Origin of the sequence: Rhizobium sp. RCC_161_2 (assembly GCF_041355235.1) — a bacterium.
In the GTDB taxonomy this organism is placed as follows: domain Bacteria; phylum Pseudomonadota; class Alphaproteobacteria; order Rhizobiales; family Rhizobiaceae; genus Rhizobium.
On sequence record NZ_JBFUPL010000009.1, the window covers coordinates 203299 to 216581 of the forward strand.

Annotated in this window: 13 protein-coding genes; 1 reads left to right on the plus strand and 12 read right to left on the minus strand. The window is 59.0% G+C overall.

Translation table 11 applies throughout. The annotated features are described in order from the left end of the window. Positions 1–134: 134 nt before the first annotated feature. Together AB6803_RS22750 and AB6803_RS22755 are read right to left on the minus strand one after the other, a co-directional pair. Positions 135–740, minus strand: a complete 606-nt coding sequence (locus tag AB6803_RS22750) for a general stress protein (RefSeq protein ID WP_371111025.1) — start codon at positions 738–740, stop codon at positions 135–137. Between the two features lie 40 nt (positions 741–780). Beyond that, entirely contained in the window at positions 781–1098 is a 318-nt protein-coding gene (locus AB6803_RS22755) for a PepSY domain-containing protein (protein WP_371111026.1), read from the minus strand. Between the two features lie 698 nt (positions 1099–1796). On the opposite strand from AB6803_RS22755, the gene AB6803_RS22760 reads away from it, so the two are divergent. Continuing rightward, positions 1797–2987, plus strand: a complete 1191-nt coding sequence (locus AB6803_RS22760) for a hypothetical protein (protein WP_371111027.1) — start codon at positions 1797–1799, stop codon at positions 2985–2987. A gap of 67 nt (positions 2988–3054) precedes the next feature. Here AB6803_RS22760 and AB6803_RS22765 read toward each other — a convergent pair whose 3' ends face one another. The 10 genes from AB6803_RS22765 to AB6803_RS22810 all read right to left on the minus strand — a co-directional run bounded on the left by AB6803_RS22765 (position 3055) and on the right by AB6803_RS22810 (position 13063). Beyond that, entirely contained in the window at positions 3055–4065 is a 1011-nt protein-coding gene (locus AB6803_RS22765) for a succinylglutamate desuccinylase/aspartoacylase family protein (RefSeq protein ID WP_371111028.1), read from the minus strand. Between the two features lie 49 nt (positions 4066–4114). Continuing rightward, positions 4115–5428, minus strand: a complete 1314-nt coding sequence (locus tag AB6803_RS22770; protein ID WP_371111029.1) for an alanine racemase — start codon at positions 5426–5428, stop codon at positions 4115–4117. A 4-nt stretch (positions 5429–5432) separates the two neighbouring features. Next, entirely contained in the window at positions 5433–6377 is a 945-nt protein-coding gene (locus AB6803_RS22775; protein WP_371111030.1) for an amidohydrolase, read from the minus strand. Beyond that, entirely contained in the window at positions 6374–7327 is a 954-nt protein-coding gene (locus AB6803_RS22780; protein WP_371111031.1) for an ABC transporter permease, read from the minus strand. The genes AB6803_RS22775 and AB6803_RS22780 overlap by 4 nt, the downstream gene beginning before the upstream one ends. Beyond that, positions 7324–8286, minus strand: a complete 963-nt coding sequence (locus AB6803_RS22785) for an ABC transporter permease (RefSeq protein ID WP_371111032.1) — start codon at positions 8284–8286, stop codon at positions 7324–7326. Before AB6803_RS22785 ends, AB6803_RS22780 begins: the two co-directional genes overlap by 4 nt. Further along, positions 8283–9791: a sugar ABC transporter ATP-binding protein gene (locus AB6803_RS22790; protein ID WP_371111033.1), complete on the minus strand. Its 1509-nt coding sequence runs from the start codon at positions 9789–9791 to the stop codon at positions 8283–8285. The genes AB6803_RS22785 and AB6803_RS22790 overlap by 4 nt, the downstream gene beginning before the upstream one ends. 31 nt (positions 9792–9822) lie before the next feature. After that, positions 9823–10845, minus strand: a complete 1023-nt coding sequence (locus AB6803_RS22795; RefSeq protein ID WP_371111144.1) for an ABC transporter substrate-binding protein — start codon at positions 10843–10845, stop codon at positions 9823–9825. Between the two features lie 403 nt (positions 10846–11248). Further along, complete coding sequence (locus AB6803_RS22800; protein ID WP_371111034.1) at positions 11249–11443, minus strand: hypothetical protein; 195 nt, start codon at positions 11441–11443, stop codon at positions 11249–11251. Between the two features lie 174 nt (positions 11444–11617). Then, the gene (gene rpsU / locus AB6803_RS22805) at positions 11618–11863 is read right to left on the minus strand and encodes a 30S ribosomal protein S21 (RefSeq protein WP_007690712.1); all 246 of its coding nucleotides are present in this window, start codon (positions 11861–11863) and stop codon (positions 11618–11620) included. Between the two features lie 291 nt (positions 11864–12154). Further along, positions 12155–13063, minus strand: coding sequence for a LysR family transcriptional regulator (locus AB6803_RS22810; protein ID WP_007689388.1), 909 nt, complete (start codon positions 13061–13063; stop codon positions 12155–12157). Between the last annotated feature and the right edge of the window lie 220 nt (positions 13064–13283).

A 13283-nucleotide genomic window follows, 5' to 3' on the forward strand; every position in this document is an offset into this window, starting at 1 on the left:
CATGATGAGGATGATGATCGGGATCGGAATGCCCAAGAACCAGAGAAGAATGCCGCGACCCATGAGAGCCTCCTGTGTTTAAGATAGCTTGGTGAGAAGGGAGAACCCTGACCTCAAGGCCAGGGCTCATTTCATCAGACGCCTGGCTGGCGATAGCGGCCCCGCTCTTCCTCGATGGCTTCCGGGCCGTAGGGATCAAGGGTATCGTCGAACTTGGTCCAGCCCTGCCTGGTGTATTCATTGCGACGCTCGGCCGGATCGACCCAGTTCGAGTGCTTGAGAATTGTCTCTGCATTGATTGCGACCGCGTCCTCGACCTTCGCCGTGACCAGTGTTCCGCCGCGACGAACACCTTCGGCATAGACATGCGCGTCGGCTTCCGGAACGCCGGAATCAATCAGGGCACCGATGAGGCCGCCTGCTGCACCGCCGGCGACCGCGCCAGCGATGGCACCGACCGCGGTTGCCGCAAGCCAGCCTGCCGCAACGACGGGACCTACGCCTGGAATTGCGATCATGCCCAGACCCGTCAGCAGACCGCCCGCGCCACCAACGACAGCGCCGAGCCCGGCACCCGTACCGGCGCCATTGGCTGCACCTGAATGATCCTTGCCATCATCGTTGTCAGCGTTGTTCGAGACGATGCTTATCTGATCCGAGGGCACGCCAGATCTCTCAAGCGCTTCGACTGCGGTTTTGGCATCCTTGTAGTCGTCAAAAAGTCCGGAAACTGTTTTCATTATAGTTCTCCTGAAATCGATAAATTCGGACGAGCGGCAATCACATCGCGACGATGTTGCCCTGGTAGTCGAGGGTGACCGAAACGGACTTGCCATCCTTCGTCGCGTTGGACTGCCAGAGGCCCTTGTCATCAAGTTTCAGCGCCGTGACGCCGCTATATCCCGCCTTCTCGATGCGTTCCTTGGCCTGTGCCTCGGTGAAGCTGTTGCGGCCCGCGACGGGCGCGGTCGGGTTCTTTGTGCTGGGGGTAGCGATGGCCGGGGTATTGGCATCGGCCGATGGGGTCGCAGATGTCTGGGCGACAGCCGTCAGCGCTGACGCTCCAAGGAGCGCCGCGGCGAAAATCATCATTTTCATTGTGTTTCCTCACATTGCCGAATCTTCTTTACGAGACCCGCAGGGCTACAACCAAGTGGGGAGTAATTGGTTCCACTTTGCGTGGACGATTCGGATGATCGGTAGACATTCCTTGTCAACTGGCTGCCGGCCGCGCCGACTTTGTCCTGGCCGACTTGTCTTGAATGTGTACCGTAAAGAAGAGCCCGTCATTCGACGTACGCCCGTCTCGCCGAGCGTTCTTGGTCAACTTGCACGCCTTATCTTGTCGGTCGGTGCGACTTTCTTCGCCCGTCTCGTTGAGTGTAGGCTCAAGGTCACGTGAAAAGTCCAAGCGTGCCAACGATGGGTATCACGCAATGCAATATCCAGTTGCCGTGGACGGGAATTGCCTGATCCCGGGACAGGCTGCCTTGAAAGGGTGCGATGCCAGGTTGTCTTCCTCGGCCCGGGTGGTGACTGTTTTGATGCCAAGCTCATTGGCGGCGCGAAACATGCGGATCGCAATCTCGACCTGGGTGGCGACAGGATAGCACGGGCAGGCTCAATGACAGGGCGATCGAGCGTCTCATCATTCACTTGGATTGCTTCATCGAAGGCCATTTTGGGACCATGTTGCACGTCACGACTGATTCACATCTTTGCTTTTCAAAAGCAGCTTGACTGCCATTGCATACAAATAAAGATGCGTCGTGTTTCGTCTATTGCGGGGAACCAGTATGCATCTTTCCATGTGGACTTATCCTTGGGACATCCAGGACCAGGGGGTCGACCAAACTGTCTCTGATCTGCGGGACCGGGCCGGACTGAATACGATCAGCCTTGCGACATCCTATCATGCCGGTCGCTTCCTTCAGCCGCGCAGCCCAACGCAGAAGGCGTATTTTCCGGAGGATGGCACGGTCTATTTCACACCGGATGAAACGATGTGGCGGGACAAGGAAATCCGCCCGCTGATGGCGCGGAATGTCAGCGAACGCGGAGACATGCTGGCGAAGTTGGTCGACGAGCGCGCGAAGGGCGGAATGAAAGTATCCTGCTGGACCGTCTGTCTGCACAATACCCGTCTCGGCATGCTGCATCCGGCCCATACGACCCGCAATGCCTTCGGCAATGCCAATTACTACAGCCTTTGTCCTTCAAGTCCCGCCGCGCGTGATTATGTCGTCACCCTCGTCAATGATGTTACGACACACTACAAGCCCGATATGCTGGAGCTGGAAAGCCCGAATTTCATGGGCTTTGCGCATGAATACCATCATGAAAAGGACGGCGTCGGGCTGAACGACGAGGATGACTTCCTCCTCTCGCTCTGCTTTTGCGATCATTGCATGTCACGGGCCGAAAAGGCAGGTATCGATGCCGCCGCTGCCCGTGACACGGTGAGGACGTTCATTGCCGAGATGTGTGAGCGCGAAATTCCCCAAAAGCAGTTTGCAGAATTCCCGGCTGCCGGTATCGACGCGTTCAAGGCATGGCAGGACCTGCATGCCTACTTGCGCTGGCGCACGGAGCCGGTCACCAGTCTCATCGCCGAGATCAAGCGTCACGCCGATCCAGCAACCAAGATCGTGTTGATCGACCTCAAGGACGGTTGGCTCGGCGGCGTCGACCTCGAAGCGGTCGGTAAGGTCTGCGATGGCGCCATCCTGTGCTGCTATTTTATGGCGCCGGACGCCGTGGCCGATGTCATGGAAAGCGGCCGTGCTGCATTGGGACCCGACAAATATCTCGGCGCCGGATTCCGTGTCTTCTATCCGGAGGTGCCGTCCGCCAGCGATATCGCCGCGCGTACGAAAGTCGCGGTGGACGCCGGCGCTGATGGTGTCAACTTTTACAATTACGGCTTGATCCCGGCAAAGCGCCTCGATTGGGTCCGCGCAGCCGTCGACGGCGTGACCCAGAAGTAAGCTCTCGCGCTCCGGCCAGGAATTCTCGGTTCCTGACCATCTCTTCACTCAGACATCGGAGGTGCGTTCACAGATCAATCGGTTCGGCGACCTGGATCAGGCAATCGCCGGCCTGGCTGTCGCAATGAAGCCGGTGGGAAATGACGATACCACCTTCGGCAAAATGAAGTGCCTCTTCGGGCAGGTCGAGGCGCTCGAGATCGTGGTACCATCCGGCAAGATCGCCTGCCTTGACGTGTGCGCCGAGTTCGACTGCCGGCTCGAACCATCCGCGCCGGGGGGCATAGATGCCCTGGCCATGGCGCGAAAGAGACAGGAGCTGGAGCGCTGCTTTTGTGGCATCTAACGTTCCAAGAAGTGGCGTATCAACGATGCCGAGCGCGATCAGCAGATTGTCGATCGCCTTCGCCGTGAAAGCCATCGATGCCGGCGAAACGGTGCCGCCACCGCCGAATTCGCCGGAGAGGCCGATGCTGCCGGCGCGCGCGGCAGCTCCCATCGATGTCGGTGCTGCCGGGCCATTATCGGCGATGAAGGCATGGGATGCGCCCATGGCTCGCATCAGGGATATGGCCCGCTCGAAGCGCGCGGATTCCTTCTGCCGCTCGATCAGCGTGCAGGGCAGATGGGCCATCGACGTGCCGCCGGAATGAATATCCAAAATGACGTCATGGCGAGGGAAAAGCTCATGTTCGAGGAAGTGGGCGAGCCGGGCGGTCGGAGTGCCCGCCGGATCGCCCGGAAAGGCTCGATTGAGGTTACCGCCATCAAAGGGAGAGCAGCGCCTGGCCGCCATGACAGCCGGCAGATTGGCCGCCGGCAGAACCGTGACCGTTCCCTTGATCGTCGATGGATCGAGACGGCGCATCAGCCGACCCAGCTGCAATTCGCCCTCATATTCGTCGCCGTGATTTCCGGCCATGAGCAGAATACTCGGCCCTTCGCCGTTCTTCACACGCAGATAAGGTATCTTGATCTGATAATAGGGTGACCGATCGATCGAATAGGGAATGCTCAGATGTCCGGCCTGGCGGCCATCGGCGGAAAAATCGATCGAATGGATGAGACCAGTATGCATGTCGGTCTATTTCCCTTTTTTGTAATCGCGTGGAACAACGGTTTGTGTCTCAGCCAAAGCTGGTGGGGAAGGAGGCGGTGACGGTATGTTCGGTATCGAGCCCGTAGAGAAGAGCGTGCCGATCGAGACAGGTGCACGGGTGCGAAATGCCGAATTCCAGGACATCCCCAATGCGGATATTGCTGATGTCGTCGAGTTCGACGAAGGCGTGCTGATCATTGAGCTTGGCGACCTTGGCGCTCGTCAGCGGGCATAGTCGCTTGCCATCCCGATAGAGCGCCAGCGGCCGTGGCAAGCCCTGATCCATGGCGACATCGCGAAGTCCCATGCCGCAGATGGCCAAGCCCGGCTCCGGTCGGGAGAGGACCTCAGCCCAGAGCCTGAGCGCCGGCTTGAACACGGTTGATGCTTGTTCCGTCTTGCCGTTGATCTCGAAGCCTGAACGATCGTCCAGCGCTGCCAGCCCACGTTCATAAACACCGTGGTCGTGAAAGAAGATGGCGCCGCTGCGCAGCACAAGCGTGGCGTTTCGATCACCGGCAAGCGCCGGCCGCAGGTGTTCTACGACCATGTCGAAGAACACGGAACCACCGGCGGTCACGATCAACTGGCGATCAGGTCCGACCCTGCGGCGAACCATCCGGTAGACATCCGCTGTGATCGCCATCAGGCCGGCGATGCGCTCAGCGGTTTCAGTGGGGTCAGGCGTCGCGGCGGATCCCTCATAGGCCGCAATGCCGGTCAGGCGGAATTTTGGCGTCTCGTTTTCCAGAATGATGTCGAGCACAGTCTGCGCTGCCGTCACTGAGCGTGCGCCGGCACGCGCGGCTCCAAGCTCCACCAAAAGTCCCAGTGTCGGTAGATCACCCCTGGTCTTCCAGGCGTCGCGCAAAGACAGGGCAAGTTCGGGCGAATCCGCAAAGATATGCACCTCCGCCTGCGGGTATCCGGCAAGCAGAGATGCCAGCCTTTTGCCAGCAGAGGGGCCGCCGATCTCATTGGCAAGGATGAGGCGATTGAGGCCCGCCTTCAGCATTACCGAAGCCTGGCGAATGTCGGCAACGGTGGTGCCCCATGCTCCCGCCGCAACAAGGGCTAAGGCCAGCGCCGTCGACATCGGTGTCTTCGCATGCGGCGCTATGGCGATGCCATGGCTGCGGACGTAGCCCATCATCAGCTCGACGTTCGATGCGAATGCCGCGCGGTCGAGCGAGATGAGCGGCAGCGACATGATACCGTCATACGGTTTCCAGCCGCGGTTTGCGACATCTGCAAGCGCCAATGGTTCGTGGCCCGCGGGAAAGCCGCGGATACGGTCGTCGAGCACGATGGTGTCGGTGGAAGAGAGGCTGAGATCGGACATCGAATTAACTCTCGCTATTGTCACCGGCGGCCAGGCCGACCCGGTAGGTCCGGTTCGCCGTCGTGAAGAAAAGATCGCGCTGCTCATCAAGGCTCAGGGCCGCTGCGACGCTGCGGAAGGTGCTGTAGACCTCGTCGAAGGAAGCGTGCAGCCCGGCAACCGGAAAGTCGCTGGCAAACATCGCCCGTTTCGTGCCGAAGCAGGCAAGGCAATGGTCGATCACCGACGCAAGACTGGTGTGGGTCCAATGATTGTCATACGCGACGAGATCGGAGATCTTGATCTGCACGTTTTCCGCTCTCGCCAATTCCCTCAAGCCTTGTCGCCACAGCGCCATTCCTTCAGGACTTCGATCGGCGGGACTGCCGCAATGATTGAGCACGAAGAGCGTTTCTGGAAAATCGGACGCGAGGCGCGTTGCCTCTCCCATCTGCCAGGGAAACAGCATCAGATCGAAGACGAGGCCAAGACGCGTCGCATGTGCAAGTCCCGCCTGCCAGCGCGGGCTTGTCATCAGATGCTGCGACCGGGCGAAACTCTTTGCCGGATCGGGATGCCAGCTGACGATGTCGCGGATGCCGACCACCTGAGCGTTTGTGGCTTCTGCATCCAAAAGATCGAAGGCGAGGGGAGCGTCCAGCGGCACGCGGGCGACATAGCGACGGGCGACGCCGCCGGTCTTGTCCAGCCCATTCAGCCAGCGGCTTTCCTGCGATAGATGCGTGTCTGACCAGCCGGCCTCGACATGCACGGTGGCGACAATATTTTGGCCTGCCGCATCGGCCAGATAGTCGTCCACGCCATAGTCACGCTGTAAGGGAGCAATGCTGCCAAAGACCATCTCCTCGCCCGCAGCCGGTTTCTTTTGCAGCCAGGGATGCCGCCCAAGCGAAAGATCCCAGAGATGGTGATGGGGATCGATCACCGGTCCGTCGTAGCGCCGGCTCACCGCCGCGCCTCACGGCCCGAAATCAGCAGCAGCGCGAGGATCAGCGAGCCGAACATGATCGAACGCCAACCCGGCGAGGCGTTGACGACCGTGATCAATGCCGTCGTCGTAACCAATAAAATGGCGCCGGGAATCGTGCCCGCATAGGTTCCGCGTCCGCCGAGGATCGATGTCCCTCCAAGCACGACCGCTGCGATTGACGTCAGCAGATAGGGATCGCCGATACCGACATAGCCCTGACGGTTCATGCCAAGAATGAGAATGCCGGAAAGCCCGGAAAAGAAGCCGGAAAGTGTATAGAGGATAAGGGTACTGCGCGTGACGTTGATACCGGACAGGCGGGCTGCGATGGCATTGGCGCCGACGGCGAGGAACCGCGAGCCCATCGGCATGCGATGGAGAAGAACGAGCACGAACAGCGAAACAAGAATCCAGAGGATGATGCCGGCGGGAACGCCCAAGGGGCGGGCGGAGCCCAGCCAGATAACGGCGGCATTCGTCACCGACACCGCACTGCCGCCGGCGATCACGACCAGCAAGCCTTGAAGAAACGTCGCCATGGCGAGCGTCATGATGATCGGCGGCACGCGCAGGAAGGTTGCGCCGGCACCGTTGAGCAGACCGATGGCGGCGGCGATCGCCAGCGCGATGGCAACACCGACAAGGCCGGTCGAATCCCAATCCGGTGAGATCAGCGGCACCAGGATGGCGGTTACAGTGATGACCGCGCCGACCGAAAGGTCGATGCCGCCCATGATGATCACCAGTGTCTGACCCGCGGCCACGATGCCGATGACGGCGGAGAGCTCCAATATATAGCGCAGGTGTCCGTAGGCACCGAAGCCGCGCAGGGTCAGGCTGGCGACGATCCACACGAGAGCGACCAGAAGGGTGGTGAGCAAAGGCGGATTGCGAAACAATCCCTTGAGCAGTGACGATGCAGCGTTCATTTCTTCCTCCACCGGCCGGTCAGCTCAGGAATGGCGACGGCGCCGACGATAATGACACCCTGGGCGATGTACTGGGCAACCGGCGGAAAGCCCAAAAAGAACATGACGTTGATCATCACGGACAAAAGCAGGCTGCCGCAGATCGCACCGCGCATCGTACCCTTGCCGCCGAGAAAGCCGACGCCGCCAAGTACCGCGCCCGCGATCGAGTTCAATGTGAATGGATTGCCGATCACCGGGTCGCCTGAGCCTGTCTGCGCGGCGACGAAGAGGCCGGCGAGTGCCGCCAGCAATCCCGAAATGGCGAATGCCGTGACCTTCACCTTGGCAACCGGCACACCCGAGCGGAATGCGCCCACCGGATTTTCGCCGGCGGCGTAGATCCCAAGACCAAGCGGTGTCGCAAGGAAAAGTTTCCAGGCCACGATGATGATAATGAGGAGACCAAAGGCAACTGGCCGGTCGCCGGCGATAAGATCGGAAAACCATGGCGGGATGAAACCGCCGGGCCGCGGCAGGATGATCAACGCGATGCCGGTGATGATGAAGGATCCAGCCAGGGTCACGATGATGGCGGGGAGCCTGAGATAAGCAACGATCATGCCCGTCAGCGCCCCGATCACCAGACCGGCAACGGCAACGGCGACAAGCCCTCCCGCCATTCCGGCGGGATCAGCCATCGTGGTGGCCGCGATCACGGCACCGAGACTGACAAGGGGGCCGATGGCAAGCGTGATGCCGCCGTTCAGCATCAAAAGCGCCTGCGCCATCGTCACCAGTGCAAGCGGAAACCAGTTCTGGGTGAATTTTGAAAAGCCGCCGAGACTGAACAGACCGGGAAAAAGCCAGGCATAGAGCAGCACAAATGCGACGACGACGATGAATAGACCGCCAAGCCCGCGGTTCCGTCGGCTTTGGACGGCAAGGTAGAGATGGGAAGATGTCGTGCTGGCGTTCATGCCGCAACTCCTTTCGCGGGAACGCCCATGGCGGCGCCGACGATCGCCTCTTCGGAAATCTCGTCGCGGTCCAACGTCGCCACGATCCTGCCTTCGCTGAACACCAACACACGATCGCAGAGATGAACCAGTTCCGGTGTGTCCGAACTCAAGAGGATCACCAATTTTCCCTCGGCGGCAAAGCCGCGCAACATGTTGTAGATTTCGCGTTTCGTCTCAATGTCGACGCCGCGCGTGGGATCATTGAGAAGGAGCACCGACGGCGAGCGGGGAAGCCATTTGGCAAGTGCTACCTTCTGCTGGTTTCCGCCTGAAAGGGCCTGGACCGAGCGCGCGGTATCCCCCTTGATGGTCAGTCGCCTTGAAAGCTCGATGACGAGATTGTTTTCGGCTGCCCTATCCCGCAGCCCGGCCTTTACCAGCGTGCCGAGCGAGGGCAGGAGCAGGTTCGAGGCGATCGAATGCGGCAGGACAAGTCCTTCTTTTTTGCGATCGGCCGGAATGTAGGCAAGACCGGCGGCATTGGCGGCTCCGACGTTTGGAAGCAATCCGTCGACGCCGCAAAGACGCGCTTTGTTCGCTGTCGCGGGTGCTGCTCCGTAGAGGCCAAGCAAAAAATCTTCCTGCCCTTGGCCCACCAGGCCGCCGATCCCGACGACTTCTCCAGCGCGGGCTGCAAAATCGACGCCGCGCACCATTCCTGAGGTGAGCCCGTGGATATGGATGCGCTCCTCGCCGACAGGCGACGCCGTCCAGGGCGGGAAAAGGTCGCCCGCATCGCGCCCGACCATGAGCCGGACCAGACCCTCGGCATCGACGCCGGAAAGCGGCTGGTCCGCGGTGACGACCCCATCCTTCAGGACCGTCACATGCGAGCACAAGGCGCGAACCTCGTTCAGACGATGCGAGATATAAAGCAGTGCAATGCCTTGATCCCGCAACCGCAGGATCAAGGCCTGCAGGATGCCGGCTTCGTGGGCGGAGAGCGACGAGGTCGGTTCGTCGAGGATGAGAACGCGCGGCTTGCGAAACAACGCCTTGGCTATTTCCACCATCTGCCGTCGGCCGAGCGCCAGATTGCCGACAGGCGTATCCAGAGGTTCCGTCAGTCCGACGAGATTGCAGACCTCTCGTGCACGCAGGTAGAGCGACTTGTAGTCGATGAGGCCGAAGCGCCGCGGATAGGCACCAAGTCCGATGTTCTCGGCAATTGAGAGTTCCGGCGTCAGGCTCAGTTCCTGCTGCACGACCGCAATGCCGGCGGAGCGCGCCGCTTGGGGAGTGAAGCGCGTCACCGCTTTACCCTCCAGAAGAATTTCGCCGCCGTCCGGCGCCAAGGCGCCGGACAGAAGATTGATCAGGGTCGATTTTCCCGCCCCGTTTTCACCCAGGAGGGCGTGGACCCTTCCCGGCTGAAGCGCGATGCTCACGCCCTTCAAAACGGGGTTTCCGAAAAAGCCCTTCGAGACCTGCGCGGCTTGCAGCAGGGGTGGACGATCCGTCATGATCCAGACCTCTTTGTACGTGCCAGCGATCTTACTGCGCCAGCAGCTTGTCGAAGAGGGCCTTGTCATATTCCGAGTAGATGTAGCCATCGGCCGGAAACTTGCCGGCCCTGGCGATGAAGCTGTCGATATTGCTATCATCGATGACAGGAAGCGGAACCTTGACGAAGGCGGGGATAGTCTTGCCTTGTAGCGCCTGGACGGCGGCATAGACGGAGAGGGCGCCCAGCCAGTTCGGCTGCATGGTCGCCCAACCCTTGATGCCCTTCTGTTTCCAAAGTTCCAGGAATTGACGGGCATTTTCACCGGTGATCGGAACCGGATCGCGACCCTGGCGATCGAAGGCGAGCAGAGCGCCGGCCGAGAGTGCACCGCCGAGCGAAAGCACGCCGTCGATGTCGGAATTGGCAAACAGCAAGCTCGTCATGGCCTCTTGCGCCGGCGCGACGTTGTATTCCGTATTGGTTTCAGTGATGACCTGGATACCCTTGTTGGCATCGAGCACCGGCTGCGCACCCTTGCGGCGATCATCGCTGACGGAGACGCCGGCAGGGCCGTTCATGATGATGATCTTGCCCTTGCCGTGAAGCTGATCGACCATCCATTGCGCGGCCTTATGTCCCCATTCGTCGGAATCGGTGTTGATCTTGGCGGTCAGGTTCTTGGTGTCGACAAGGCTGTCGAAATTGACGACGGCAATCCCCTTCGAGCACGCATCCGAGATGACGCGGTCAAGAGCGGTGGACGAACCGGCTTCAACGATGATGGCGTCGACATTGGCGTCGATCATCGACTGGATCTGCTGGATTTGCGTCTGCGCATTGCCCTGGGCGTCAGTGATCTTCAGATCCTTGACGAGACCGTCCTTCTTCAGGGTCGCAACCTCGTCGGTGATCGTGCCTTCGGTCTGTTTCATCCAGGTTGGCACCGAATAAATATTGGCCCAACCGATCGTAAAGGGCGCCTTGCGGTCGCCCTTGATGCAGTTCGCAGCGGCATGTGCTGAGCTTGCCGACGCTACGGCGAATAATGCGACCGCACCGACGGTGGTCATGAGGTTCCGCGGTTTCGTGAGGTTATGCAGAAACTTGCTGTTCATCGTGTCGTTCCCCTTTTTTGATTTCGGACTTGCGAAGACATCAGTTGCATGATAGCGTCCAATATATTGGACATATGAACGAAATATTGGACAGCAAAACTATATGCCGTTTTAATAGGCTGGCAAGAGGCCTGATCAAATTTTGGCGTCGCGGTGGAGTTATGGCGATTGCGGCTCTATTGCCGGCATTGATGGCGGCAGACTTTAAGACCGGAGATAGTGTTGAATTCTGTCCAGAATTCACCCAGATTGCCGTCTTGCATTGCCTTGCCTCGAGCCGAGACTGGTCAATAACAAGCAGAAAAAGCATCAATTCACAGTGGAACGGACACTTCGGTGCCTCTGGGTAGGGACCGTTTCAGACCCTAGGCGTGTCAATGTCGATCCAGAGAAGATCGGCTAGTATGGAGCGCAGCTCCGGCCACGGCATTTCCTTCAGACGCGCGCCTGGATTTTCCATCTCGATAGGGGAATGCCATTTGGCGGTGACGCCGGCAATTGATTGGCGGGTTGTTCCAAGGGCTTCCGCCAATATCGCATCGGTATCCGCCATCTCCGCTTCTGCTTTGTGGGCGAGGGAGTATCCGATTTGCGCATTCGTAGCGTTCCATGCCTTCGCCAGAAGGCATGATCAAGAAGATAGGCCCGCTGGCGACAATCTGGCATTGGCCAGCCGCTTGGGGTGAATTAAGAGCTGAGGGCGCTTTTGATGGAGAGCAGGCTGCAGCTATTTGGAGCGGGAAGCCGGCTTGGGCTTTTTGGCGGTACTGATTCCGAGCTCGCGGTTCAGTTTCTTTTGCGCGAGCTTACGCGTACGGCGGATCCCCTCGGCCTTCTCGCGAGCGCGCTTTTCGGAGGGCTTTTCATAGGACTCGCGAAGCCGCATTTCCCGGAAAACACCTTCTTGCTGCAACTTCTTCTTCAAAAAGCGTAGTGCCTGATCGACATTGTTGTCTCTAACAAGGACTTGCAAGCTTTTCCCCTGATATAGCTGGTTCAGTTGTTCGGGGAGAGTTCATACGCTGAGAGCGGAGGACTTGGCAATGATACTTCGCGCGCCTCCTCAGTAATTTGACAAAATAAAGGGTTTGTTCAAGAGCGCCGTTCGCAGTTTGCATCCGAAAGTCCGTGGGTAGACCGGGTCGATGATGAGCGGAGAATTCCATAAGAGCACCAGCGGACTGACACCAGAGCGCCGGTTCGAATGCACTTAAGGCCCATCTTATCGTGGCCGCCGTGATGGCGACGGACCGTCGGACGCGAATCAAGCATTCGTTCCCGGCAGCCCGAAAGCCTGTTGGAAATATCGCCTGAAGGCCAGCATCTGTGGTGAGAATTCGCTGTTGGCGCGCCATGCCAGCCCGACATCCATCGGCGGAACGGGATCCTGGATATTGACCGTTTCGATGCGCCTGCCTTCCAGTGACCAGGGCCTATGAACCATATCGGACAGGATGGCGACGCCGAGGCTGTTGGCGACCATGGAGCGGACCGCCTCGATGGAGCTCGTGCGCAGCAGGACTTTAGGCTGATAGGGAGTGCCGCTCCAATATTTCAGCGACGAGTGAGCAGCCTCATCAACGGTCAGCATGATGTAGGGTTCCTCGGCGATCTCGCGAAGGCCGACGCCGTCGCGTCTCAATAGATTATGTTGAGCGGGCACCCAAAGGCGGCGAACGGAACTCAACAGCGTCTCCGTGGTTAGCATCGGGTTCAATATATTCGAGGTTAGCAGCACGGAAATATCGTAGCGGTTGGACAGCAGCCCTTCTTCGATGGTCTCGCGGTTCACCTCATAGAGCTGGATGCGCAGCCGCGGATACAGGCGCCGCATGCGTTCGATGTGGAGAGGCAGGAAGTATCCGATCACCGTATAGGTCGCGGCGACGACCAGTTCGCCTTCGATATCGCTGCTGACGAGATTGAGATGCGTGGCCTCGTCGACCTTCGCCAATATTTCATAGGCATGGGAGAGAAACTGCCGACCGGCGGCCGTCAACTCCATTCCCTGCGGTGTCCTGTTGAACAGCATGACACCCACGGTCAGTTCGAGATCCTTGATTGCTGCCGTTACCGCAGACTGCGAGATCGAAAGGTTCATGGCGGCATGAGAGATCTGACCGTATTCGGCGGTTGCAACGAAATATCGAAGCTGGCGCAGGCTGAGGCTCAACGTCTTTCCTTTATCGGTTAATCTGAAAAATCCTCGAACTAAATCAGATATCGACGCCGCAACTGCTGGCGAGCAACGATGTAATTCAATGCAATCTGACTAACTATCTGAATTAAATTGAATAATTCTGATGTCTTTTTGTGCGGCAATATCAACTTATCAGATAATGCCATATTGAAAATTGTATTTTTCAAATCCTGGTTTTCCTCCTAGCGTTTTG

Bases quoted from the DNA above. Each gene is read 5' to 3' on its own strand.
- AB6803_RS22780 (WP_371111031.1), bottom strand. From the start codon at position 7,327: ATGAACGCTGCATCGTCACTGCTCAAGGGATTGTTTCGCAATCCGCCT.
- AB6803_RS22750 (WP_371111025.1), bottom strand. From the start codon at position 740: ATGAAAACAGTTTCCGGACTTTTTGACGACTACAAGGATGCCAAAACC.
- AB6803_RS22785 (WP_371111032.1), bottom strand. From the start codon at position 8,286: ATGAACGCCAGCACGACATCTTCCCATCTCTACCTTGCCGTCCAAAGC.
- AB6803_RS22790 (WP_371111033.1), bottom strand. From the start codon at position 9,791: ATGACGGATCGTCCACCCCTGCTGCAAGCCGCGCAGGTCTCGAAGGGC.
- AB6803_RS22770 (WP_371111029.1), bottom strand. From the start codon at position 5,428: ATGTCCGATCTCAGCCTCTCTTCCACCGACACCATCGTGCTCGACGAC.
- AB6803_RS22795 (WP_371111144.1), bottom strand. From the start codon at position 10,845: ATGACCACCGTCGGTGCGGTCGCATTATTCGCCGTAGCGTCGGCAAGC.
- AB6803_RS22800 (WP_371111034.1), bottom strand. From the start codon at position 11,443: ATGGCGGATACCGATGCGATATTGGCGGAAGCCCTTGGAACAACCCGC.
- AB6803_RS22760 (WP_371111027.1), top strand. From the start codon at position 1,797: ATGCATCTTTCCATGTGGACTTATCCTTGGGACATCCAGGACCAGGGG.
- AB6803_RS22765 (WP_371111028.1), bottom strand. From the start codon at position 4,065: ATGCATACTGGTCTCATCCATTCGATCGATTTTTCCGCCGATGGCCGC.
- AB6803_RS22755 (WP_371111026.1), bottom strand. From the start codon at position 1,098: ATGAAAATGATGATTTTCGCCGCGGCGCTCCTTGGAGCGTCAGCGCTG.